Source organism: Diaminobutyricimonas sp. LJ205 (assembly GCF_009755725.1).
Classification (GTDB): domain Bacteria; phylum Actinomycetota; class Actinomycetes; order Actinomycetales; family Microbacteriaceae; genus Ruicaihuangia.
Genome location: NZ_CP046619.1, coordinates 1,576,990 through 1,600,278 on the forward strand (window position 1 = coordinate 1,576,990; position 23,289 = coordinate 1,600,278).

General features: G+C 65.8%; 29 protein-coding genes. 23 read left to right on the forward strand and 6 right to left on the reverse strand.

From position 1 onward, the window contains the following. Positions 1–24 precede the first annotated feature (24 nt). The 23 genes from GO591_RS07490 (at position 25) to GO591_RS07600 (ending at position 13,575) form a co-directional block, all read left to right on the forward strand. The gene (locus tag GO591_RS07490) at positions 25–207 is read left to right on the forward strand and encodes a helix-turn-helix transcriptional regulator (protein WP_157156248.1); all 183 of its coding nucleotides are present in this window, start codon (positions 25–27) and stop codon (positions 205–207) included. Further along, complete coding sequence (locus GO591_RS07495) at positions 207–638, forward strand: DUF6907 domain-containing protein (RefSeq protein ID WP_157156249.1); 432 nt, start codon at positions 207–209, stop codon at positions 636–638. The genes GO591_RS07490 and GO591_RS07495 overlap by 1 nt, the downstream gene beginning before the upstream one ends. Beyond that, positions 639–965, forward strand: coding sequence for a hypothetical protein (locus GO591_RS07500; RefSeq protein ID WP_157156250.1), 327 nt, complete (start codon positions 639–641; stop codon positions 963–965). 4 nt (positions 966–969) lie between these two features. Beyond that, positions 970–1,710 (forward strand): helix-turn-helix domain-containing protein, encoded by a 741-nt coding sequence (locus tag GO591_RS07505; RefSeq protein WP_157156251.1) that lies wholly within the window; start codon positions 970–972, stop codon positions 1,708–1,710. Further along, positions 1,707–2,111, forward strand: a complete 405-nt coding sequence (locus tag GO591_RS07510; RefSeq protein WP_157156252.1) for a hypothetical protein — start codon at positions 1,707–1,709, stop codon at positions 2,109–2,111. Before GO591_RS07505 ends, GO591_RS07510 begins: the two co-directional genes overlap by 4 nt. After that, a complete protein-coding gene (locus GO591_RS07515; RefSeq protein WP_157156253.1) occupies positions 2,108–2,404 on the forward strand; it encodes a DNA/RNA non-specific endonuclease in 297 nt (98 codons plus the stop codon). Before GO591_RS07510 ends, GO591_RS07515 begins: the two co-directional genes overlap by 4 nt. Beyond that, positions 2,398–2,535 (forward strand): hypothetical protein, encoded by a 138-nt coding sequence (locus tag GO591_RS07520; RefSeq protein ID WP_157156254.1) that lies wholly within the window; start codon positions 2,398–2,400, stop codon positions 2,533–2,535. Before GO591_RS07515 ends, GO591_RS07520 begins: the two co-directional genes overlap by 7 nt. After that, positions 2,532–4,139 carry a hypothetical protein gene (locus tag GO591_RS07525; RefSeq protein ID WP_157156255.1) on the forward strand — a complete coding sequence of 536 codons (1,608 nt, stop codon included), beginning with the start codon at positions 2,532–2,534 and terminating at the stop codon, positions 4,137–4,139. Before GO591_RS07520 ends, GO591_RS07525 begins: the two co-directional genes overlap by 4 nt. Positions 4,140–4,176: 37 nt before the next feature. Next, positions 4,177–5,244: a phage portal protein gene (locus GO591_RS07530; protein ID WP_157156256.1), complete on the forward strand. Its 1,068-nt coding sequence runs from the start codon at positions 4,177–4,179 to the stop codon at positions 5,242–5,244. Between the two features lie 2 nt (positions 5,245–5,246). Next, a complete protein-coding gene (locus GO591_RS07535; protein ID WP_157156257.1) occupies positions 5,247–6,800 on the forward strand; it encodes a phage major capsid protein in 1,554 nt (517 codons plus the stop codon). Between the two features lie 18 nt (positions 6,801–6,818). Continuing rightward, positions 6,819–7,169 (forward strand): hypothetical protein, encoded by a 351-nt coding sequence (locus GO591_RS07540; protein ID WP_157156258.1) that lies wholly within the window; start codon positions 6,819–6,821, stop codon positions 7,167–7,169. Continuing rightward, positions 7,159–7,587: a hypothetical protein gene (locus tag GO591_RS07545; RefSeq protein ID WP_157156259.1), complete on the forward strand. Its 429-nt coding sequence runs from the start codon at positions 7,159–7,161 to the stop codon at positions 7,585–7,587. Before GO591_RS07540 ends, GO591_RS07545 begins: the two co-directional genes overlap by 11 nt. A 2-nt stretch (positions 7,588–7,589) precedes the next feature. After that, on the forward strand, positions 7,590–7,997 hold the full coding sequence (locus GO591_RS07550; RefSeq protein WP_157156260.1) for a hypothetical protein: 408 nt from the start codon (positions 7,590–7,592) through the stop codon (positions 7,995–7,997). Between the two features lie 2 nt (positions 7,998–7,999). Continuing rightward, positions 8,000–8,503 (forward strand): hypothetical protein, encoded by a 504-nt coding sequence (locus tag GO591_RS07555; protein ID WP_157156261.1) that lies wholly within the window; start codon positions 8,000–8,002, stop codon positions 8,501–8,503. Next, positions 8,503–9,648 carry a hypothetical protein gene (locus GO591_RS07560; protein WP_157156262.1) on the forward strand — a complete coding sequence of 382 codons (1,146 nt, stop codon included), beginning with the start codon at positions 8,503–8,505 and terminating at the stop codon, positions 9,646–9,648. The genes GO591_RS07555 and GO591_RS07560 overlap by 1 nt, the downstream gene beginning before the upstream one ends. Beyond that, entirely contained in the window at positions 9,648–9,995 is a 348-nt protein-coding gene (locus GO591_RS07565; protein WP_157156263.1) for a hypothetical protein, read from the forward strand. The genes GO591_RS07560 and GO591_RS07565 overlap by 1 nt, the downstream gene beginning before the upstream one ends. Next, positions 9,992–11,077, forward strand: a complete 1,086-nt coding sequence (locus GO591_RS07570; protein WP_157156264.1) for a hypothetical protein — start codon at positions 9,992–9,994, stop codon at positions 11,075–11,077. Before GO591_RS07565 ends, GO591_RS07570 begins: the two co-directional genes overlap by 4 nt. Continuing rightward, the gene (locus GO591_RS07575; protein ID WP_157156265.1) at positions 11,074–11,697 is read left to right on the forward strand and encodes a M15 family metallopeptidase domain-containing protein; all 624 of its coding nucleotides are present in this window, start codon (positions 11,074–11,076) and stop codon (positions 11,695–11,697) included. Before GO591_RS07570 ends, GO591_RS07575 begins: the two co-directional genes overlap by 4 nt. Then, complete coding sequence (locus GO591_RS07580; protein ID WP_157156266.1) at positions 11,697–11,972, forward strand: DUF2746 domain-containing protein; 276 nt, start codon at positions 11,697–11,699, stop codon at positions 11,970–11,972. Before GO591_RS07575 ends, GO591_RS07580 begins: the two co-directional genes overlap by 1 nt. Further along, positions 11,969–12,598 carry a hypothetical protein gene (locus tag GO591_RS07585; RefSeq protein ID WP_157156267.1) on the forward strand — a complete coding sequence of 210 codons (630 nt, stop codon included), beginning with the start codon at positions 11,969–11,971 and terminating at the stop codon, positions 12,596–12,598. The genes GO591_RS07580 and GO591_RS07585 overlap by 4 nt, the downstream gene beginning before the upstream one ends. 8 nt (positions 12,599–12,606) lie before the next feature. Next, a complete protein-coding gene (locus tag GO591_RS07590; RefSeq protein ID WP_157156268.1) occupies positions 12,607–12,798 on the forward strand; it encodes a hypothetical protein in 192 nt (63 codons plus the stop codon). Continuing rightward, entirely contained in the window at positions 12,795–13,031 is a 237-nt protein-coding gene (locus tag GO591_RS07595) for a hypothetical protein (RefSeq protein ID WP_157156269.1), read from the forward strand. Before GO591_RS07590 ends, GO591_RS07595 begins: the two co-directional genes overlap by 4 nt. Before the next feature lie 244 nt (positions 13,032–13,275). Then, a complete protein-coding gene (locus GO591_RS07600) occupies positions 13,276–13,575 on the forward strand; it encodes an RbsD/FucU family protein (RefSeq protein WP_157156270.1) in 300 nt (99 codons plus the stop codon). 138 nt (positions 13,576–13,713) lie between these two features. On the opposite strand, the gene GO591_RS07605 is transcribed toward GO591_RS07600, so the two are convergent. From GO591_RS07605 to GO591_RS07630, 6 genes are all read right to left on the reverse strand, one after another. Further along, the gene (locus GO591_RS07605) at positions 13,714–13,944 is read right to left on the reverse strand and encodes a hypothetical protein (RefSeq protein ID WP_157156271.1); all 231 of its coding nucleotides are present in this window, start codon (positions 13,942–13,944) and stop codon (positions 13,714–13,716) included. Between the two features lie 269 nt (positions 13,945–14,213). Next, complete coding sequence (locus GO591_RS07610; RefSeq protein WP_157156272.1) at positions 14,214–15,602, reverse strand: UDP-glucose dehydrogenase family protein; 1,389 nt, start codon at positions 15,600–15,602, stop codon at positions 14,214–14,216. A 13-nt stretch (positions 15,603–15,615) separates the two neighbouring features. After that, positions 15,616–17,049 carry a glycosyl hydrolase gene (locus GO591_RS07615; protein ID WP_157156273.1) on the reverse strand — a complete coding sequence of 478 codons (1,434 nt, stop codon included), beginning with the start codon at positions 17,047–17,049 and terminating at the stop codon, positions 15,616–15,618. Beyond that, complete coding sequence (locus GO591_RS07620; protein WP_157156274.1) at positions 17,042–18,523, reverse strand: glycosyltransferase; 1,482 nt, start codon at positions 18,521–18,523, stop codon at positions 17,042–17,044. Before GO591_RS07620 ends, GO591_RS07615 begins: the two co-directional genes overlap by 8 nt. Positions 18,524–18,965: 442 nt before the next feature. Further along, positions 18,966–21,893, reverse strand: coding sequence for a bifunctional [glutamine synthetase] adenylyltransferase/[glutamine synthetase]-adenylyl-L-tyrosine phosphorylase (locus tag GO591_RS07625; RefSeq protein ID WP_157156275.1), 2,928 nt, complete (start codon positions 21,891–21,893; stop codon positions 18,966–18,968). A gap of 11 nt (positions 21,894–21,904) precedes the next feature. Beyond that, on the reverse strand, positions 21,905–23,242 hold the full coding sequence (locus tag GO591_RS07630) for a glutamine synthetase family protein (protein WP_157156276.1): 1,338 nt from the start codon (positions 23,240–23,242) through the stop codon (positions 21,905–21,907). Positions 23,243–23,289 lie beyond the last annotated feature (47 nt).

Here is a 23,289-nt window from a genome sequence, read left to right on the forward strand (position 1 = left end):
TCCAACTAGAAACGGAGGGCCAAAGTGCCCGAACTGCTCACACTCGAGGAAGTCGCAGATCTGCTGCGAAAGTCGCCCGCCCAGATCCGCTGGATGATCCACAACGGCACCGCGCCGAAGTCCGGGAAGATCGGCGGCCGCCGCATGTTCCGCAAGGCCGACGTCGACGCGTACATCGAAGCCGCGTTCGCAACGGACGCCGCGTGATGGCCACCAAAGAAGAAGCCCCCGAACTGTTGGAGCAGTTCGAGGGCATGTCCGAAACCATGATCAGAAGGAACGAACATATGCAGACTATCGCGACCGTATCAGAGACCACCGACAAGGTGACCACCTCGTACTGGTGGACCTGCCCCGACTGGTGCGAGCTCCACCACATCGACGGCCCCAACCTCGAGACCGACACTCACGAAGTCGTGATCTTCCACGAAGGCCCCGCCGTCCGCCAGGGCGACATGACCGCGTGGCAGTGCCTCGAAGAGAGGCTCACGATCGCCGGCCGCGTGGCAAGGCCCTATGCGCTCGTCGCAATCGGCGACTCGGAGTCCGTGGAACTCGACCGGCAGAACCTCCACACTCTCTCGGAGACGTTCGACTCGATCGCCATCAGACTCCTCGCTTCGACGGCGGTGATCTGAATGGACCGCATCGACTGCCCCCTCCACTGGTGCAACGGCGACCCCGACACGCACGACAAGGAAAAGCCCCTCATCGGGCAGCACGTCCACCACCTGATCGACGGGCTCGGCTTCGGCCAGGTCGGCGTCGCCCAGACCGGGATCAGCGAGCAGAAGGGCGTCCCGATGCTCCTGCCCGCGACCATCCGCATCGACCTCGACACCGACCTGCTGCTCGTGCCGCGTGACGCCCGAATCCTCGCCAAGGCGCTCGAGACGGCCGCGCTCATGGCGGAAGGCATCACTGCAGGTGACTGGGACGAGACCAATGCAGTCAGGACCAAGTAGCGCCGTGGGTTTCAAGGATGCCAACTGGGCCTACCGGCTTAGGCTGCCGACCGCGCAGAAGGTGGTCCTCGTCGCGATCGCGCACTCGACCGACGACAAGACCCACCAGACGTACGTGAGTCAGAAGACTGTCGCATCCATGGTCGAGCTCTCCACCAGCACAGTGAATGCGGCAGTCAAGGAACTCGTCAGGAAGCGGGTCATATCGAAGACCCGGCGGAACGGTGCAGGCGGGTATCGGACGACCGACCTGATCACCGTCGAGCGTTCCTATATCGGGGAAACCAACATAGGCGAATCCAACATAGGTGAAACCAATGTGGGCGTGACGGCGGACCTACTTCCAGATGACGGCGGTCCTACATCCGAGAGCCGGATAGCAGAAGAGATCAACCAGATAGATCAACCAGAAGATCAACCAGTCTCTTCGGCTACGCCTCGAAGAAGCACGACAGGCACTCGACTCATCGAAGGCTGGATGCCCTCACCAGCGGTCCGGGAGCAGATGGCCCTCGAAGCACCCCTCGTCGACCTACGCAAGGAACACGAACGCTTTACCGACTACTGGATCGGTGTACCCGGCGCCCGTGGCCGCAAAGCGAACTGGGACGCCACCTGGCGCAACTGGATTCGCAAGGCCAACGAGGACGCCTCACGCCGCCAGAACAAACTCACTCCCGAAGACCGCATGCGCGCCACGATCGCGCTCGGCGCTGACTTCTCCATGAAGGAGCTCGCATCATGACCCCCGACCAAACAGCCAAGGTCGTGGCCCGCATTCAGGCAGGCGACAACCGCACCGTCGACCGCACAACAGTCGCCCACTGGCACGAGGCCATCGGTCACCTCGAGTACCAGGACGCGCTGCAGGCCGTGGTCAACCACTTCCGCGAGACCGCCGACTACCTCATGCCCGCACACGTCATCGCAGGCGCTCGCCGCATCCGCGAGGAACGCGCCGAGAAGGAGCACCACGCCCAGATCAACGGGGAGGTCGAGAACCCGGCACCCGCCCCGCACAACATGGCGGAGATGATGGCCGCGTGGAATGACCCGGTGCAGTTCGCCCGCGAGGTCGCCATCTACAACCAGCAGCTCGCCGAGGCTGGCCTCCCGCCCGTGGAGCAACGCAGGTGGGCAGCATGACAGCCGTCCACAAGGATCCGCTCTACATCAAGAACGCCCGGATCGTCCGGGCCCAGACCAACGCCCGGCTCAAGCGCGGCGACCAGGTCAACTGCGGCAAGTGCGGGCACGCGATCCAGTCCGGGCAACGGTACGACGTCGGCCACATCATCGACGCCTCCCGAGGTGGCACCCACGACCTGCACAACCTCCGACCCGAACACCGACACGAGAACCGATCAGCCGGCGGAAGAGTCGGTGCAGCGGTCACCAACGCCACCTCGAGGCGAGCAAGGAGACTCCCGACATGGTGAGCAGCAACAAGACCCCACGCTGGGCCCGCCCGTCATGGCTCGGCATCCCTACCTCGGTGTGGTGGGTGATATCGGGCCAAGCCGCGCTGACAATCGGCGCGATGATCGCGATGGCTGCGCTGATCCGATGACCGACACCGTTTCTTTGACTGAGGCCGTAGCAACCCCCGCCGAGGCTCTCAAAGGCTCCTCTCTCCCCGAACTTCCGGCTGCGGTGTCGTCGCATCCGTTGCTCGCTGAGGCGGCGTGGGTGGCGCTGCGCGACAGTGGCATCGAACCGTTGGTGGAGACCAAGCTCGTGACGACGGAGCGGTCGCGGGCCGAGTTCCTGGTGGGCGCGTGGCTGCTGGATCGGACGGTGAAGGGCGACGGGCTGCTGGCGAACATCAAGCCGCAGATGCTCCGCGTGGTCGACGTGCTCGCCGCGGGCCGGTTCAAGAACGCCATCCTCGAGCCTCGGCGATCGTCCAAGACGACGACGCTGTGGTGTGTGCTGCTGGGTCGCTGCTACATGGACGAGCTGCACATGGCCGGGTACACGATGGCGACGACGCAGAAGAAGACAGCGGAGCGGTACCGCATCGACGTGTGGGGTCCGATCACCCGGCAGTGGCCCGACGAGAACGAGCGCCCGGTGAAGGTGTACAAGGGCAACGGCACTGAGCGGGTGGAGTTCCCGAACGGGTCGCTGCTGGCGATCCTGTCGCCGGATGGTGAGGCGTTCCGGTCGGGCGCCTACGACACCCTGCTGGTCGACGAGGGCGGTGCGGCGTCACCGGAGACGGGCGAGGACATCACCTCGGCCGTGCTGCCCGCGTTCGACACGCGTCCTGATGGCCAGTTCATCGTGGCCGGTACCGCGGCGAAGTACCGCGAGACGAACATCCTGTGGGACACGCTCGAGGATCCGAAGGCTGCGGTGCTCAGGTACGCGGTGCCCGACACGGTAACCGAGGAGGAGCTCGCCGCGTGGGAGCCGACCGAGGAGCACCCGAACGCGCGCGTGCGTGAGTTGATCGAGCAGATGCACCCCGGCGTCGATAGTGGCCTGACCACGCTCGAGAAGATCCAGACGAACTTCGAGACGTTCACGGCGGTGCAGTTCTCCGAGGAGTACCTCGGCCTGTTCGGCACGGTCGGTGTCACAGCCGGGATCTTCGACCGCGAGAAGTGGGCGCTCGCCGGCGCAGGTGGCGCGCTGCCGTCGCCGCCGCCACGGTTCGGGCTCGCCTTCGCCTGCCACCCCGATCAGTTGTCCGGGTCGATCCTCGCCGCCTGGCGCACCGACGACGGCAAGGCAGTCCCGCTGCTGCTCGAGACGAAGCGCGGCGTCGACTGGATGGCGGCCGCACTGATCCGCTACTCACGGAAGTACTCGATGCCGATCGTCTACGACTCGGGCAGTCAGGTCGCCTCGCTCGTGGTGGAGGCGCTGAACCGTGCACGGCCGCGACCGAAGCTCGACCCGCAGGTGTTCATGGGGGTGAAGAAGGGCGCGTCGCTCATCGTCGATGAGGTGGCCCGCGGGAACGTCGAGCACTACCGGCAGCCCGAGTTGGATGCCGCTGTGACCGTCGCTGTGAAGCGAGGCACGAAGCTCGGCAACGCTTGGGCGCTCGGTCGTCGCGAGCCCGACGACGACATCACCGCCGTCGAGGCGTGGAGTCTCGCGCAGCTGGTGTTCGACAACAGCACGCCGAAGACACGCCGACGCACGATTGTCTCAAGTTCATAGCCGATCACCGATAGAGTTGTGGGGAACCTACAACTGATTGGCGGATCGCTTGGGACTGTTCGACATCTTCACAAGGCCGGGACAGATCGGCCTCAACGTGCCGATCTCCGCCGGCATGGAAGGTCCGAGCGCATCCACGTCTCTCGCCAAGGTGGTCTACGCCGAGTACTTCGCGGGCGAACTCGGAGAGGTCACGCGCCTCTCCGCCCTGCAGATCCCCGCGATCAAGAAGGCCCGCGACGTTCTGGTGGGTATCGTCGCGGGCCTTCCCCTTCGCGAGTACGAAGGCGAGGCAGTGGTCGACCAGCCATGGCTGTATCGCACCGCGTCCAGCATCAGCCCATGGCACCGCCTGGCATGGGTGTTCGATGACCTGTTCTTTTACGACTGGTCGGCGCTCGCCGTGGCACGCGACGGTAGCGGGCAGATCACCGATGCGATCCGGATCCCGTTCGAACGGTGGAGCGTGGACGAGCACACCGGTGTCGTGCGCGTGGACTTCGCGGAGGCATCCGGCCGCGAGGTCGTGCTAATCCCCGGGAACGGTTCGGGTGGCATCCTCGCCGCGGGCGCTCCGACCATCACCGGCGCTGGTGCGCTGCAGCGTGCGTGGATCGGTCGGGCCCAGAACCCGATCCCGCTGATCGAGCTGCACCAGAACAACGACGACCCGCTCACGGACGGCGACGAGGACGAGGAAGACAACGAGATCCAAGACCTCGTCGACACCTGGTCGAAGGCGCGCACATCGCCCACCGGTGCCGTCGGCTTCACCCCGTCGAACATCGACGTGAAGGTACACGGCACGATCGCCACCGACCTCTACGAGGAAGGCCGCAACGCGATCGTCCTCGACATCGCACGCCTGACCGGTCTGCCGGCCGCCCTGCTCGATGGCTCGATGTCGACCGCTTCGCTGACCTACTCCACGCAGGAGGGCAAGCGAAACGAGTTCCTCGACTACACCCTGCCGATGTGGCTCGCGCCGATCGAGGCACGCCTGTCCATGGACGACGTGAGCGGCACTGGCCGCGTCATCCGCTTCGACAAGTCCGACCTCGTCACCCGCGACCAGGCTGCCGTCTCTGACCCGAAGGAAGACTGACCATGACCGAAACCGCACTGTTCGCAGACGTGGAGAAGCGGACCATCCGCGGGCTCCTGCTGCCCTACAACGAGATGTCCTCGCCGAGCATCTCGAAGACCGAGCCGGTGATGTTCGCGCCCGGGACCGTCGAGCTTCCCGCCGACCCTTCCGTTGTGACCGCGAACGAGGGCCACTCGCAGTTCGAACCCCGCGGCCGCGCAGTCATCCTCGAGGACACCCCCGCCGGCGTCATCGCCGAGTTCGCCATCGCACGAACCCCCGAGGGCGACGCACTGCTCGCGCGGGCTGCGGATCCTGACACGACCAAGCGTCCCCGCCTGAGCGCCGAGATCCGAGGTCTCGTCCGCGACGGAGCCAAGGCCATCAAGTCGACGCTCACCGGCGCGGCGTTCGTCCCGCAAGGGGCATTCGCATCCGCCGCGCTCTTCTCGGTCGACGAAGAGGAAGCCGACGACATCGAGGACCGCATCACCGCTGCTGTGAAGGCCGCCCTGGCCGAGCACACCGAACCCGAAGACAACCCGTCCGAGGAACCTGAAGAGGAAGAAGAAATCATGACCGCATCCGCTGCTGTCGTGCCGGGCGGGCTGACCCCTCCGGCGACTCCCCTGACCCCGTCGATGAGCGCGAACAGCTTGTTCGCTTCGCTCGCCAACGCGCGGTCCAACCCCGAAGCGCTCAAGGACGCCGGCCAGCTCGGCGACCTGTTCGCGATCGCCACCGTCCAGCACTCCGGCCCGTCGACCGTCACCATCGGTGCCGACGTGCAGGTGCCGCAGGCGCTGGGCGAACTGTGGAAGCGCCGCCGCTACGAGCGCAAGTTCGTACCCCTGTTCAGCCAGGCCGCGCTCACCAGCATGAAGGCCCGCGGCTGGCGCTGGGTCGACGGCAAGGAACCCGAGGTCAACGACTACACGGGCAACACCGCCGAGATCCCGTCGAACGCCGTCGACACCGAAGAGGTCACCGCCGACGCGAAGCGCATCGCCGGTGGGCACAAGCTCGACCGCCGCTTCATCGACTTCGGTGACACCACGGTGATCAGCTCCTACTTCGACCGCATGAGCGAGAGCTACGCCCGCGTCAGTGACGCTCGCACGCTCACCGCCGCGCTCACCGCCTCGACCGCCCTGGCATCCACCGTCGCTCCGCCGACCGGTGTCGCCACGGGCCTGAGCGCGATCGTCGACGGAGCCCTCTCCATCATCGACGCCGAGAACACCCCGAGCTTCGCGGTGGTCTCGCCGGAGCTGTGGCGGGCGATCGTCCTCACCCCGACCGACTACACGCTCGGCTACCTGAGCGCGTCCCTCGGTCTCGAGGACGGCAACGTCGGCGGCTTCCGGATCATCCCCGGCGCGGTCGGTGCAGGCAAGGTGCTCGTGGGCGCCAAGGAAGCCATGACCGTGTTCGAGCTGCCCGGTGTCCCGATCCGCGTCGAGGGCATCGACCCGCACCACGGTGCGATCGACCCCGCGCTGTTCGGGTACTACGCGACCATCGCCAACAACACGAAGGCGCTGCAGCTCGTCACCGCCTACACCGCGGCCTGAGACGACGGGGCGTAGACGATGGCCACCTGGTACACCGCAGCGTCGGTGCTGGACGAGAACGCGTGGCGGGACATGCCCGACGACGCGCTCGCCGACCGGCTCCTGAGCGTTGCGAAGCAGCAGGTGCTCGCCTACGCCCCGCGGGCCGTCCGCACCCGGCTCACCGCCGCTGACGCTCCCGTCGACGGTGTGCCGGACAACCTCGTCCTCGCCCAGCTGGAGCAGGCCAAGAACCTGTACACGGCTGGCAGCGTCGACTCGTCGGGTGGGATGGGTGACGGCGAGAGCTTCGTCGCCCGTCCTCACCCGCTCGACTGGATCATCAAGCAGATCATCCGCCCGAAGCGAGGTGCGCCCAGTGTCCGATAACGTGCGCGGCTACGTCGCCGAGGAACTGGCACCACTCCTCGCGAAGGGCTACCGGGTCATCCCCGAGCAGCAGCTGCCCGACGTGTTCGAGACGCCCATCGTCGTCATCAAGCACGCGCGCATCGAGAAGCTCCCAGAAGCGCCGCTCGGGCACCTCCGCAACGAGGTCGTACTCGGCCTGTTCGACCCGCACAAGGACGTCGCCAAGGCGGAGAACGCTCTCGATGACGAGGTCGTCGAACTGCTCACCGTCATCGACAAGCACTCCCGGATCGACTGGACGGATGCCCGCAAGGTCATGCACCCGAACCAGCAGTACCGAGGGTGGGACATCACCCTGTCCGTCATCACGGGCCCCGAGCCCACACCAGAACCCGAACCGGCAACCGTGCCGGCCGTAGACCCTGAGGAGGTCTAATCATGCCGAAGATCATCCCCGCTCCCATCCTGCTCAACGACATCGTGCTGTCCATCGGCACCGATGACTACGAGGCCAGCGTCAGCTCGGCCGCGATCGTCCCGAACAACCAGACAGTGACCTTCCCGGGCATGACCCCGAACGGGAAGAAGCACGTCATCGTCACCGACTGGACGCTGAATCTCACACTCGCGCAGGACTTCGCGACCGCGTCGAGCCTCAGCACGTACCTGCGGACGAACAAGAACACGTCGAAGGAGATCACCCTCCGACCGAAGGCTGGTGGCAAGGGTTACAAGGTCACCGCAGTCCTCGCCCCGGGCCAGATCGGTGGCGACGGCGGCACGATTGGGACCGCCCAGGTGTCGCTCCCATGCGAGGGTGACCCCGCAGAAGTCGTGGCGGGCTAACCGTGGCAGGAGTCGGGCGCATCTCGCTGCTCGTCTCCCGTGACCTCCAGACGCTCGTGCAGGTGGCGCGTGGATTGGACCGGGAGGTGGCAGCGCAGTTGCGGAAGCACACGCGGAAGGCCGCCGAGCCGATCTTCCAGGACGCCGTGCGCGCGAACGTCACCACCCGATTGCAGACGCGAGTGCTATCGGACACCGCTCGAGTGTCAGTGTCCGACAGCAACGTGACGCTGAAGTCAGCGATGGTCGGCAAAGTGCACGGCATCCCGACGTCGGTACTCGCGCCCGCGACGGAGTTCGGTGCTCAGCCGACGACGCTGATCAGCACGACCTCCAAGACGGGCACCCCGTACAAGCGGCGCATCGGCAGCAGCTTCGGACTCCCACGCAGGAAGGGCTACGTGTTCCATCCGGCCGTCCGCGAGTCGATCCCGCGGATGGCGTCGCTCTGGCTGCAGACGGCGCTCCGCACTGTCGCTGAACAGTTCGAGAAGGGCGAACGGTAATGGCCGCAGGTTACTCAGTCGGCATCGCATCCGAGACGAAGGCATTCAAGCAGGGTGTGGATGCGGGCATCATCAAGCCGCTCGAGAACGCGGAGGATGCGCTCACCGATCTCGGTAAGAGCAAGGGTCCCGACCAGCTCGAGCGCGGCATGAAGGACGCGCAGAAGGCCACCGAGAAACTCCAGAAGGAGACGAAGGAAACCGCCGACACGATCGAGCAGGAATTCCGCGACTCCTATCGGAAACTCAAGGAGTCATCCGAAGGGGCCACCCGCGACGTCGGTGAAGGTTTCGACGAAATGAAGGGCGAGGCAAACGCGACCGCGCGAGAAACCGCCGCATCCTTCGATGGCAGCTTCGAGTCAATCGTGGGTATGGCCCAGGAGACCGCTGCCAACGCCTTCGCCGGGTTCGGCCCGGCTGGCGCGGTGGCCGGCCTCGCCGCGGCCGCCGGCATCGGCCTTGTCTCGGCCGCGTTCGATCAAAGTGGCGTGGATGCCGAAGCGATGGCCGAACGGACCGAGGCCGCATTCGATCGAATGGTGGAGGCCGGCGGGAAGTTCCTGGACGCCGAGACAGAACGCGCGCTCATTCAGGACGCCCTGAATGATCCGACGGACTGGCAGACCATCCAGGACATCGTGGAGGCCACCGGTGCCAAGACCGCGGATGTCGCGCGCGCGGTCGCTCTTGAGGGCTCGGAACGGGACAAGGTCCTCGGCCTCCTCAAAGAGGCCAAGAGTGAATACGAAAAACAGACCGAGCTGCAAGCACTCTCCAACTCGATCGGCGAGCAATCCGCCCTCGGCGTGGATGCTCTCATCGGAAAGATCGAGCTCAAGTCCAAGGCCGAGGAGGAGGCCACCCGGAAGTATGAGACGTACTCCGAGGCCGTGGACACCGGCGAGGAGAACGCCCGCACCCAGATCGAACGGACCCAATCCGCGGACCAACGACGTTGGGAAGCACAGACGGAGGCGCACCGCCGGCATGTGGACAAGGTGAACGGGGCGCCGCCGTACAAGCTCGTCCCCGAGTTGGACACATCCGGGATAGATAGGGCGATGGACGCGATCAAGAACAAGAAGCACCATCTCAGGGTTGAGGCTGAAGTGTTCACCCGCGCGGGAACGAGGGTCATCTGATGATTACGTCCGGCACCGCTTCCGTAGCACCCGAGCTGGTCCTCGGCTACCAGACGAACCGCGAGTCGAACAACGTTGTGCATCGCCTCGTGGACGGCTCTGTCTCGGTCACCCTCCGCGAGACGAACCTCCGCGCCGGCACGTTGGAACTGTTCTTCCTCACCGAGCCGGCCGCCGCCGAGTGCGTCCAGATGCACGCGGACGGGAGTTTGTTCCTGTTCACCGAGCCTGAACGGCCCACGCTGTCCATGACCTACGTCGTGGCAGGCCGGATCGGATTCGCACTCGAAGAGCAAACCCGCGATCGATGGATCGTCAGCGTCGACTACCAGGAGGTTGACGCGTGATCCCCCAGAAGCACACCCTCACCGCCACGGTGGATGGTGGCGAAACCCTCGAGGTGATCTCTGGACGGCTCACCCTCGACGACACCTGGAGCCCTTACGCCCAGGCCACTCTCACCATCGTGACACCCGCCGACCTCGCTGCGATCGATCCCCGCCAGGTACACCGGGTCAAGCTGACCATGACCCGCGATCTCCCGACCGCGCAGACCCGTACCCTGCACCTCCATATCCGCGCCCGCACGATTCGCCTCGACGGCACAACGGAGCTGCAACTCGCCAGCGATGACGCTTGGTTGCACGACCTCAAATGGCCCATGCTCGATGACGACATCAACATTCCGGCCAGTCCGGAGTACGGCCTGTATGCCACCGTCGCAGGCCTTGTGAATCACCTCGCCACCGTGACCATGCCGCAGTTGGGCGCCTCCCAGACCATCACCGTGGAAGTATTCCCTGAGGCCATCGTCCAGATCACAAACCCGGACGGTGGCAACCTCCTCCCGATCAGCACCGGCCAATCGCTGTATGAAGTGGCGTTGCCATATCTGCAAGCCAATAACCTCCGCCTGTATGCGGACGGCTCCGCCCCGGCGCGGCTCAAGGTCCACGGCACCACCCGGCTCCCCACGGCCGCATGGTTGACCGTTCAAACGGGAGTGGACCTGACCGACGCGCGGGACGAGATCAACCGAGACAGCGACCTATGGGCAGACTCCCTGACGGTCCACTACACCCGAGGGAACGCGCCGGTGTCAATGGCGACGTGGCCGCCGGTGGGTCAAGGTCCCGTCACTAAGCACCTGTATCTCCAGATCAACGCGCACAGTCCCTGGACTCAGTTCATGGACCCGGAGCTCGACATCGGTCCGGCGATGGAGGCCATGTTCAACCGACTGCAAAAGCGAGGGCGGCTAGTCCCGGTGGACGCGATCAGCGACTACAGCGCGAACGCCGGCCAGAACATCAACGTGACCACCCCGTTAGCGCCACCGCTCACCGGCGTCACCCAGTCCATCGAGTGGCGATTTCCCGATCACGAAATGACCGTGACCATCCGAGATCTCACGGAGGCGACGCCATGACGCTCGTGACCCTCGATAACGGGCTCAAGCTCGAGCAGCACACCGCCGCAACGTGGCTGGCCTTCCGCGCGGCCGTGCTGGAAGAGACCGGCGTCACCCTCCGGATCACTTGGCCGAACGGCGCCCACCGCACGCCGACCGTGCAGCAAGCTCTCCGCGATAGGTGGGAGCGCGGCGAAGGCGCGTATGCCGCCCTTCCTGGTGAATCAAACCACGAGGACGGTACCGCGTGGGACATCGCGAATTACAAGGCCGTCCCGGATGCGACCCTCCAGCGGATCGGCCGGCGGTTCGGTCTCAAGCGCGACCCATACGAGGCATGGCACTACAACGACACCGGCAGCTGGATCGCTCCCGCAGCAGCCACCATCACCCCGATCGAGGAAGAAGAGCCCGACATGGCCCGACCCATCATCATCACCGGCCAACAGACCGGCGAGAAGTTCCCCTACGTCGTCGACCCGTACACCGGCGAACGCTCGTTCCTGAACGAGCACCAGCTGTCACTGCTCCGCACCGCCGGGAGCGCCGAGATGCAGGTGACCATGTCGCAGGAGGGATTCGACGCGATCCCCAAGCGCCGCGGATCGGTCGACCACGACGGCAGCATCGTCGGCTAATGATCGAGATCATCGTCGCCACGATCGCCGCCCTCGGCGGCGTCACGGCGGCGTTCATTGCGAACCGCGGCCGCCAGCACGCTAAAGCTGCTCGCGCGCAGGTGGAGAACAGCCACTCAACCAACCTCCGCGAGGAAGCCGACGAGCGGCACGACGAGAACCGGCGACTGCTCATGCACCTGGTAAGAACATCCGACGATCAGGCCGGCCGCCTCGAACGCATGGAGGAACGCCTCGGCGTCGTCGAAGACACCATCCCGAAGGAGAAGCCATGACCACCATCCGCGATGTCGTCGCCGCAGCCGAGGCAGCCCGCGACGGGATACCTGCAGTGATCGCCGCCGAGCTCGCGGCACAGGTGCCGCCTGCAGCCAGCGCCGGTGTTGCCGCTGCGATCGCCGCACAAGCAGGCAAGGTCGTCCAGGGCAGCGGTTCACCAAACGGCGTTGTCACCGCGGCAGTCGGCACGCTATACGTCGATACCGCCAAGACTCTCGGCGCCCACATTTGGCGCAAGGACGCAGGCACCGGAAACACGGGCTGGATCGTCGTCAACGGCGACACCGGCTGGCGCAACCTCGACGCCACACTCGTGAACGGATGGACTGGCACTCTCCGTCTTCGGCGAATCAACTACCAAGTCCAAGTGCAAGGAACGCTCACGGCCACAACTGCGACCGCACGACAGTTGTCGGCTGTAACAGCAGGCTTCCTCCCGTCCTTCTCGAACGTGCCGATGCCGGCCTACTACGGAGGCTCGACCCTCATCTTCTCCAGAGTGCGGACGAATACCGCGATCGAGATGGACAACACCACTGTCCCTACGAACGCCCGGGAGTGTGCGGTGTCGTACCTCACAGGCGACGCCTGGCCGACCACCCTTCCCGGAACCGCAGCATAAGGAGCGCAATGGACTACACGACCCTCACCAACGAGCAGCTCGAACAAGCGCGCTTGGACGTGCTCAACGAGCAGGAGCGCCGAGCCAACCTCGCCGCGATCCCCGACGCAGTCGCGCAGCTCGCCCAGACCTACACCGCGGCCGGCGGCAACCCCGCCGACCTCTCCGCAGTCATCCCGACGAACGAGGAGCCCCAGTGAACGACAAGATCAAGGAATCCGCCAAGGCCATCGGAGGCGCGGTTCTGTCCGGCCTCATCACCCTCACCGCGGTGATGGACCCGACAGACGGCCCTGCCGACGTGACCTTCTTCCAGTGGCTACTGGTCGGCGTGAGCGTGCTCGGCACTGGGATCGGCATCTACGCCATCCCGAACCGCGCGCCCGTGAGCCAGAAAGTCGCCGACAGCAGCGGCCACGAGGTACCCGACTAGGGCGAGGAAACCGAACCCGACGAGGGCCCCGCCGAAGTTCATCCCTGCCACGGCTCCGCCGAGCAAAGCTGCATCCGAGTTGTAGTTGTTCGCGACGCTCATAGTGACGAGCCACGCGACAACCCAGACAGCCACGCCGCCACCGAGTAGCCAGCCGGCGAGAGCGCCGAGGGTGAATAGTGAGTCGCTCTTAGGTCGAGTCATGCTCGCAGCCTAGCGACAGGGGCGTCCATACTCTCCACTTATGTCTTCATTGCGAACGAAACAAGAAGTACTCGAGCAGGCTCGGCAGGTCTTCTGGGCGGGCGTCCAGCAGTCACGGCTCTTGCCCCCACGTGAACGGGCGATCGCGGCCTACTACGCCGGCGGCCCGTCGGTCGACGACATCGAACGCGCGATTCTGGCGGAGATGGACGTCGAGTCCGCAGTCAGTCCGCAAGAAGTCCGCAAACGGCCGGATTCGGACCAGCACAGCCAAGCACAAAAACCACGGAATCATGCGGGAAACAGGCCCATCCAACGCCAGCCAATAACCCCGGATTAGTACGAGCTGTACTACAGCGTCTAGCCCGACAGGCCGGCGACGTCAGCCGTTGGCCCGACATCATGGAGTCCGCCCGGGCCGCCTATGCGGCGGCCCGGGCGCACTCACGTGTTTCGCGGCCGAAGGTCAGATGAAGCGCTACTCCGAATCGGCGCCGGCGTGCGTGTGCTGGCGACGCACGATCCAATGGTGGATGGTCTCGGCATCCTGTGATGTCAGCCGAAACGAAACCCGCCCCGACTCCACGCTGTCTCGGCCGAGAGCCAGCGTGACAATGCCGTCGTCGGTTTCATTCGGTTTGATCGACAGGTCCAGGATGTCCAACGGCGAGTCGGCACCGAGCAGGAGAGCCCGCTCGTCATCCGACACGGAGTAAACCTCGCCGGCACGAAGTGCTCGAGCGTGGAACTGACACACCGGCCACTCGACCGGCGGTTCCCCGTCTACCCGGACTATGAACACTGCCTCTCGGCGGCCATCACACCCGTGGACCGCACACTTTCGCGTCACCATTCGACCAGAATATCCGTCTGTTCCGGCCATCACAGCACGGCAGGGCCCCCCAGAAACGTGTCGAGATCTGACAGTAAAGAAGGGGCCGCACCAGATGGTGCGGCCCCTTCTTTCTTCTGCTGTTGTCAGGCTACGGCCGGAACCCGCTCCAGGATCGGAGTTTCGGCCTGCGGCTGCGAGTTGTTGCCCAGAGCACGGACATCCCACCCGGCGTCCTGCCACACCTCGCGGTTCAGGCAGTTGCGGCCGTCGATCACCGCACGCTGCGAGACGAGCGCACCCAGCGCGTGCGGGTCGGCGCCCGTGAACTGCTTCCACTCGGTGAGCACGAGCAGCGCGTCCGCTCCTGCCGCCGCCTCTTCGAGGGAATCTGCGTAGCTGAGCGTCGGGAACGTACGGCGAGCCGTCTCCCCCGCCTGCGGGTCGTAGACGACGACCTGCGCACCGCGCAGATGCAAGGCCGCGGCCACGTTCAGCGCCGGCGAGTCACGGACATCGTCGGTGTGCGGCTTGAACGCAGCTCCGAGCACGCCGATGCGGCGGCCGAGCACGGATCCACCGACGGCGTCGAGGGTGAGGTCGATGACCCGCTGCCGCTGCGCCATGTTGATCTCGTCCACCTGCTGGAGCAGGTCGGACAGCCGGTGCGAATCCAGCTCACGCGACCGGTGCATCAGGGCACGGATGTCCTTCGGCAGGCAGCCCCCACCGAAGCCGAGTCCGGCGTTCAGGAACTGGCGACCGATGCGCACGTCGTGGCCCAGCGCGTCGGCGAGGGTGGTGACATCCGCCCCGGTCTTGTCGCAGAGTTCCGCGACCGAGTTGATGAACGAGATCTTCGTGGCGAGGAACGCGTTGGCGCTCACCTTGACCAGCTCGGCGGTGGCCAGGTCACAGGAGATGACCGGGGTGCCGGTGCTGATCGGCTCGGCATAGACGGTGCGCAGAACCCGCTCGGCTGATTCGGATGCCCCGCCGAACACGATCCGGTCGGGCGTCAGGGTGTCCTCGACAGCCTTGCCTTCGCGAAGGAACTCGGGGTTCCAGACCAGCTCGACAGAGATGCCATCCGGCACCACCTCGGCCACCAGGGTGCGCAGCCGGGCTGCGGTGCCGACCGGCACTGTTGACTTGCCGACGATCAGTCCGTCGTGAGTGAGGCTCGAGGCCACCGCGCGGACGGCCGACTCGACGTACCGCAGGTCAGCCGCGTGACTGCCCTTCTGCTGCGGGGTGCCGACGCAGACGAAGTGGACGTCGGCCAGTGCCACGGCTTCGGCCAGGTCGGTGGTGAACCGCAGGGAACCGCCTTCGACGTGCTTCTTGAGCAGTTCCGGCAGTCCTGGTTCGTAGAACGGCACCCGGCCGGCGCTGAGGGCGGCGACCTTGCTTTCGTCGGTGTCGACACCGACGACTTCGAAGCCCATCTCGGCCATCGCCGCGGCGTGGGTGGCTCCGAGATATCCGGTGCCGATGACGCTGATCCTCGGCGCCGCTACCCTCACATCTTCCATGCTGTTCTCCTTCTCAGCGAGCAATGAAGTCGCTTCCCTCTCCTGTGATGCCCTCGACGAATGCCGCGAGCGAATCGGCGCGGGACTCGATACGCCAGTCGTTGGTCGTTCGTTCTCCCTGGACATAGGTGGTCACGGCCAGGTTGAACCAGGCGAAACCGATGATGTCGTCGTTCTCTGGTCGGCCCATCGCCTCGAAGAAGCTCTTAACCCACTCCGGCTTGTATCCGCCGGTTTCCGATGCCCCGATCTCGGCGAGGAAGATCGGCTTGTCGGTGAGCGCCCGGAGCTGCGCGAGCGTGGCTCCGAAGGTGTCATCGAAGGTGATCTTCTCCTCGCCGGCATACGGCGGGCGAAGGTATCCGGACATGCCGACCCAGTCCACGTACTCGTCACCCGGGTACAGGCCTGCCAGGTGCGACGGATCCCGGAGCGCGGACGGGAGTTTGTCGATCCGGTTCGGCGCCCAGATCCAGATCACCTGCTCGTTCGCGCCTTCCTGCTCGAAGATCTGGTGCACGTGCTGCCACACCTTGACGTAATCGCCGGGGCGGTTGCCGTTGATCGACTCGCCCTTGCCGTCCACCTCGTTCCACGGGTACCAGATGCTGTTCATCTCGTGGTTCAGGCGGATACCGAGCGGCAGGCCCGTCGCAACGATGTCGCGGGCGTACTGGCGCAGGTACTCATCGAACGCCCCATCCAGGATGCGCGGCAGCGAGTACTCGGGCTCCTCAACCACGTCGTTCTGCGCGTCGATCGGTCGCGACTCCCAGGTGAGAAGTGGCAGTCGGCCTTCCTTCCACGCCCTCGTGACGCCCTCTGCGCGGAAGTTCTCGTCCCAGCCACCGAAGTAACCGACGGCGCTCGGCTGGACCCCGACCTTGCTGGAGGTGTCATCGAATGTCGCCCAGTTCCACGGCGCCTGCGCGGTGTACATCCCGAAGTAGTCGGTTGCCGGTGCCATCAGCTCGGCCTTCGACGGCGCGGTGATCGGGGCAGCGGCAGGCTGCGTCGAGGCCTTGCTCGTCGACCCGGACGGCTTGCCCGACGATGACGGCTTCTTCCCTGACGCGGCCGCTGCGGCCGCCTGACGATCGGCGCTGGCCGCCTGCATCGCCTGCAGCTGGCCCTCGGCCGACCACAGCGCATTCTGCAGGCGTTCCTGCTCGGCGGTGGCAGCGGTCAGGTCGCCGTCCTTCTTTTCGAGCTCACTTTGCAGCTCACGGAGTTCGGCCAGGAGCACCTTGCGCTCCTCGTTCAGTTCATCGATCTCGCTCGAGCCCGAGACCAGGGTCTCCACGGCTTCGGGGAGGGGGCTCATTGGCGAGGTCCAGACGACGACGCTGACGGCGATCAGGCAGAGAGCGACGAAGGATGCCGCGACGGCGGTCCAGCGGGCCCGGACAGTGCTGCCGGCCCACCAGGTGCGGGTGGTTTCAGACAATGAGGATCGCCTCCAGAACGAAGATCGAGAATCCGATCAGGTATGGGATGCCGGCCTTGGGGTTCAAGCGCCGGCGAGGAGCAGCCTTCGGGGCCGCGACACGCACACTCGCCGCGCGCCGTGGCGAGACAGAGACCATGCCGTCACCATGCGGGGTGACCGGTGCTCCGACCGGTGCGAGTTCCGGCGTCGGCTCGGCAGCGTTCGCGAGCGCGTCATCCTGCGCGCCACCGGCATAGGCTCCCGCACGGGTGCCCCAGCCGCTGGCGTGGCCCATCCGGAAGAATCCGATGAGGCGGATCGGCATGAGGAACAGCGTCGAAACGATGATGAAGGCCGGTAACCGGAAGAAGTCGCTTGGCTTCTCAGCGAGGTGGCGCATCTGGCGGATGGCCATGCTGAGCACCGAGGAGACGAGCATGAGTCCCAGCACCAGGAACAGACCGGCGCGGACGCCGTACTCCTCGAGGAAAATCTCGTAGAAGTTGTAGCCCTGACCCGTGAGGGCTCGGTAGATCCAGCCGCCCAGCACGCCGGCGAGCAGGAACGGCAGGATGATGTCCAGCACGAAGAAGAACGCGAGCACCGGCGCGTGACTGAGCATCCAAGGCAGCATCCGCAGCGTGTTGTACTGGCTGCCCCGAGCCCAGCGCAGTTGCTGCTTGAACAGCTTCTTCACCGTGAGCGGAGCATCGGTGTAGACCAAGCTGGTGTGCTGGTAGACCGTGCGGTAACCCTCCTTGAGGGTGAGGTTCGTGAGGGTGCGGTCGTCCGAGACCTCGAGGAAGACGCCCATGAACTTCTCGTGCATGAACTTGTCCATCACCCGCATGAGGATGTTGCGACGGAACGCGATCGTGCGGCCGGGAAGGCATCCGACCTGGCCCACCACGCTCTGAGCCGGCATCGAGTACAGCGAACGCGTGTTCTCGAGCCAGTCCATCCACCGGGTGATCCAGCTGCGCTCCGGCTCCAGGATCCGCTGACGCGTGGTGACGCCACCGATGGACGCATCCGCGAACGGTTTCACCAGCTCGCTGAGGGTGCCCGGCGTCCATACCGTGTCCGAATCGACGAGCACGGTGATCTCGCCATGCGAGAGCTCGGTGCCGATCTTGACCGCGTTGCGCTTGCCCGGGATCGGCGTGTGAGTCCACCGCACCAGCGGGGCGAACTCCTCGCACACGGCGACCAGCGCGGGGTTCTCAGCGCCGTTGATGACCACGATGATCTCGTCCGGCCGCTGCTCAACCATGCGGCTGATCACATCGCGGAACAGGTCGATCGGCTCATCGACAACCGGGACGACGACGCTCGTGGTGCCGCTGAACTGTCCCGTGTAGGCGCGGTAGCGCCGAGACAGGACAACCTTCACCACCCACAAGATCCAAATCAACGCGGTGTACACCGCGAAGAGGTAGAGCTCGGGGTATCCCCCAAGCATGTGCCGCATTTGCAGCAGGAAGATGAACAAGGTTGAGACCCTCCTCGGTAGGGGAATTTGTCGTCGCGGAAGTCAAATGGACGGCGCCAAAAGTTCCGCGACGCTGAGGAACGGGCCGTGAGCCATCCCCGAGTAAAGCGGTTCCGCACACCCCCCGCAAGGGGTACATTTCGGCGTGTCGGGCCGCTCGCGAGATTTGTGATTTGTATTCACGCGAATGCAGTGGGTCTTTTGGAGGACACCATTTCTGTCCCCCTGAACGCCGACATAACGGGCCGCTGAGCCACCCTCCAATCGCCGGGTTCGCGCGGATCGACCATGTACCCCTCGAACGAGGGTCAAAGACGAACGGCCGTCAGTCCTTCCCGGATGGGGTACAAGCTTTCAGGCGAGAAAGCTCGCCGTCACGGGACCAAGAATTAACCGTTTGGTAACAATCAAGCCATCCGGATTGATGGTTTGGAGGCGTCGCTCAGTGGTCGTGGGCGGATTCGGCGGTGCCGTAGAACAGGCGGTCGAAGACCTGCCGCGCGCGACGGGTGACCCCCAGATAGTCATGCTCGAGCTGGCTAGCGCTGCCGGGCGGGTAGCCCATGATTCGGGCAACACCCTCCAGTTGTCGACGTTCGGTCGGCAGCACGTCCGAGGTCTTCGCGTTCCACAGTGTCATCGCGGAGCGTGCCCGGGATGCCATCAACCAGGCTGCCCGCAGGCGGCCGGCATCCGCGGTGCTGACCAGGCCTGCGTCCTCGGCAGCCGCGAGTGCGCCGAGCGTTGAGGTGGTCTTCAGTGCCGGTGTCGAGGCCGCGTGTTGCAACTGCAGCAACTGCACAAACCACTCGACGTCGCTCAACGAGCCGCGGCCGAGCTTCAGGTGCCGGGACGGGTCAGCGCCCTGCGGCAGCCGCTCGGCCTCAACCCTGGCCTTGATGCGCTTGATCTCCCGCACGGCGTGCTCGCCGATCGCGGACGGATGGCGCACCTCATCGGCGAGGGCTTCAAAGTCGCTCAGCAGGGCCTCGTCGCCCACCGTGCCTCGGGCCCGCAACAGCGCCTGGGCCTCCCAGGTCAACGACCAACGTTCGTAGTACGCACGGTAGGAATCCAGCGAGCGCACGATGGCACCGGTCTTGCCCTCCGGGCGCAGTCCGGGGTCCAGGTCGAATGGCAGCCGGAGGTCCTCGGTCAGGGCGCGCAGGCCCTTCACGATGCGTTCGGCGGCGACCTGAGCCTTCTCGGGTTCCACGCTCCGCGCGCGGTACACGTACATCACGTCGAGGTCGGAACCGAAGCCGAGCTCCTGGCCGCCGTATCGGCCCATCCCGATGATCCCGAACTCGATGCCGTCGTCCGGCTCCCGGACCAGCGTGAGGATGCCGGTGAGGGTTGCCGTGGCGATATCGGACAAGCCAACCCCCAGCGCCTCGATCGGCACGGCATCCAGCATGCTGCCCAGTGCCAGCCGGAGCACTTCGCGGCGACGAAGCGTGCGCAGCGCACCGGCCGCGGCGTCCACTGTGGGGTGCCGGGCGACCGTCGCGCGCACCTCCTCAAGCAGGGTCCCGAGCGGCCGCGGCTGCAGGTCTTCGTCGTGTTCCAGCCACGCCACAGCATCGGGGATGCGCTCGAACAGCGCCACGGCGAAGTGTGAGCTGGACAGGACGTTCGTCAGCCGGTGGGCGGCCCCGGACGAGTCCCGCAGCGTGCGCAGGAACCAGTGCGCCTCGCCGAGATCGTCGCTCAGGCGGCGGAACGCCAGCAGACCCTGATCCGGGTCCGCCCCATCCGCGAACCATTGCAGCATCACCGGCAGCAGGGTGCGCTGGATCGTTGCGCGCCGAGACACCCCAGTGGTCAGGGCGCCGATGTGGCGCAGCGCCCCGGCGGGATCGCGGAACCCGATGGCGGCCAGCCGAGCGGTCGCCTGTTCGCTGGACAGCGCCACCTCTTCGGCGGGAAGCGCTGCGACCGCGGACAGCAGCGGACGATAAAACAGTCGTTCGTGCAGCGACCGCACGGCGAGCTTGGTGCGCTGCCAGGCGTCGGTGAGCTCTCGCGCGGTGCCGAACAGGCCGCTGGCACGGGCGAGCACGCGCCGATCCGCCTCGTCTCGAGGCATCAGGTGGGTGCGGCGCAGTCGCGACAGCTGCAGTCGATGCTCGAACAGCCGCAGTAGCCGGTAGTCGCGCGCGAACTCGGCGGATTCGTCACGGCCGATGTATCCGCCTGAGGCGAGCGTTGACAGCGCCGTCAGTGTGTCACGGGCGCGCACCGACTCATCGAACTGGCCGTGCACGAGCTGGAGCAGTTGAATCGTGAACTCGATGTCCCGCAACCCGCCGGGGCCGAGCTTCACCTGCAGGTCGACCTCATCGGCGGGGATGTGCGCGGTGACCCGTTCGCGCATCGCTTGCACGGATTCGACGAAACCCTCGCGCGACGCGCTGGAGAAGACCAACGGTTCCACCAGTGCCACGTATCGGGCGCCGAGGTCGGGGTCACCGGCGAGCGGTCGTGCCTTCAGCAGTGCCTGGAACTCCCAGCTCTTCGCCCACCGGTCGTAGTACGCGCCGTGCGACTGCAGTGTGCGCACCAGGGCGCCGTCCTTGCCCTCCGGGCGCAGGTTGGCGTCCACCTCCCAGAGCAGCGGTTCGGCCGCGAGCTCGGTGAGTCCGCGCATGGTGACCATCGCCAGGCGGGTGGCGATCTCCAGCGCGCGCTCGGGAGCGATCGTGCCATCCCCCTCCCCCACGAAGATGACATCGACGTCACTGACGTAGTTGAGCTCGCGCGCACCCGCCTTGCCCATGCCGATGATCGCCAGCCGGGTCGCCGCGACCTCGTCGGGCGGATATGGCATCTCCCGCCTGGCGCAGTTTAGGGCGGCATCCAGGGCGGCACCGGCCAGATCGGACAGCGCGGCGGTGACGGTGCTGACGGCTTCCAGCGGGTCCGGATGTTCCAGATCCCACGCCGTGATCCGGGCCAGATGCCGGCGATAGCGCACCCGTAGCGCGACCCGTGCGTCATCGCCGGTAAGCGACCTGATCCCGGTGAGCAGATCCGCGGTGTACGCGGCCTGGGTCCACGGCTGCGCCACCTCCTCGACCGCCGCGAGCTCGGCAGGTCGGCGCAGGAAGAATTCGCCGAGGCCCTCGGATGCGCCGAACAATCTGATCAGCCGATGCGCCGACCGTTCGTCGGCGAGCAACGCGTCAAGCTCCCTCGGTGCACGATCCCGCACGCGGTCGAGCAGGCGCAGGGCCTGATCGGCATCGGCGGCCGACGCGAAGAACCGCACCAGGTCCGGCGAGAAGCTCTCGAGCAGGTTGCGGCTCGACTCCAGCTCGACAAAGCCGAGCCTGGCCAGCTCGGTGAGGGTGATCCTGGGTCGCGTCATCCGGTCAGCAGCTACAGGATCTCGAGGTTCGACTCCAGCTCGTACTGCGTGACCTGAGCGCGATAGTCGCTCCAGTCCTTGCGCTTGTTCAGCAGCACGTAGTTGAACACCTGCTCACCCAGGGTCTCGGCAACCAGCTCGGACTCCTCCATCAGCGCCACAGCACGATCCAGGCTGGACGGCAGCGAGCGGTAGCCGAGGGCGCGGCGTTCCGCGTCGGTCATGTTCCAGACGTCGTTCTCCGCCTCCGGCGGCAGCTCGTAGCCCTCCTCGATGCCCTTGAGACCCGCAGCGAGCAGCAGCGAGAAGGCCAGGTAGGGGTTCGCTGCCGAGTCCATCGCGCGGTACTCGACACGCGCACTGGTGCCCTTGCCCGGCTTGTAGAGCGGAACCCGCACCAGCGCGGACCGGTTGTTGTGTCCCCAGGTCACATAGCTCGGGGCTTCATCTCCGCCCCAGAGCCGCTTGTACGAGTTCACGAACTGGTTGGTGACCGCGGTGATCTCCGGCGCGTGCGTGAGCAGGCCGGCGATGAACTGCCGCCCGATCTTCGAGAGCTGGTACTCGGCTCCCGCCTCATAGAACGCGTTCGCGTCGCCCTCGAACAGCGACAGGTGGGTGTGCATGCCGGAACCTGGATGTCCCGCGATCGGCTTCGGCATGAAGGTGGCGTAAACACCCTGTTCGATCGCGACCTCCTTCACCACGGTCCGGAAGGTCATGATGTTGTCGGCGGTGGTGAGCGCGTCGGCGTACCGCAGGTCGATCTCGTTCTGGCCGGGGCCGACCTCATGGTGGCTGAACTCCACCGAGATGCCCAGGTCCTCGAGCATCCGCACCGACCGGCGCCGGAAGTCGTGCGCGGTGCCACCCGGCACATTGTCGAAGTAGCCAGCCGAGTCGACCGGAACGGGCTTGCCGTTCTTCAGCTTGGGCGACTTCAGCAGGTAGAACTCGATCTCGGGGTGCGTGTAGAAGGTGAAACCGCGGTCGGCAGCCTTCGCCAGCGCACGCTTCAGCACGTTGCGCGGATCGGCGACGGCGGGCTCGCCATCCGGGGTGAGCAGGTCGCAGAACATGCGGGCGGTCGGATCCACAGTGCCCCGCCACGGCAGGATCTGGAACGTTGACGGGTCGGGTCGGGTGATGACATCCGCCTCAAAGGAACGGGTCAGGCCCTCGATCGCCGAGCCGTCAATCCCGATGCCCTCGTTGAAGGCGCCCTCGACCTCGGCCGGGGCGATCGCGACGCTCTTGAGCGTGCCAAGCACGTCGGTGAACCACAGTCTGATGAACTTCACGCCACGCTCTTCGATCGTACGAAGAACAAAGTCCCGCTGCTTGTCCATCTGACTCCTCTGATGCCGAACCCAGGGGCGTCCCGCCCCGAGTTCCT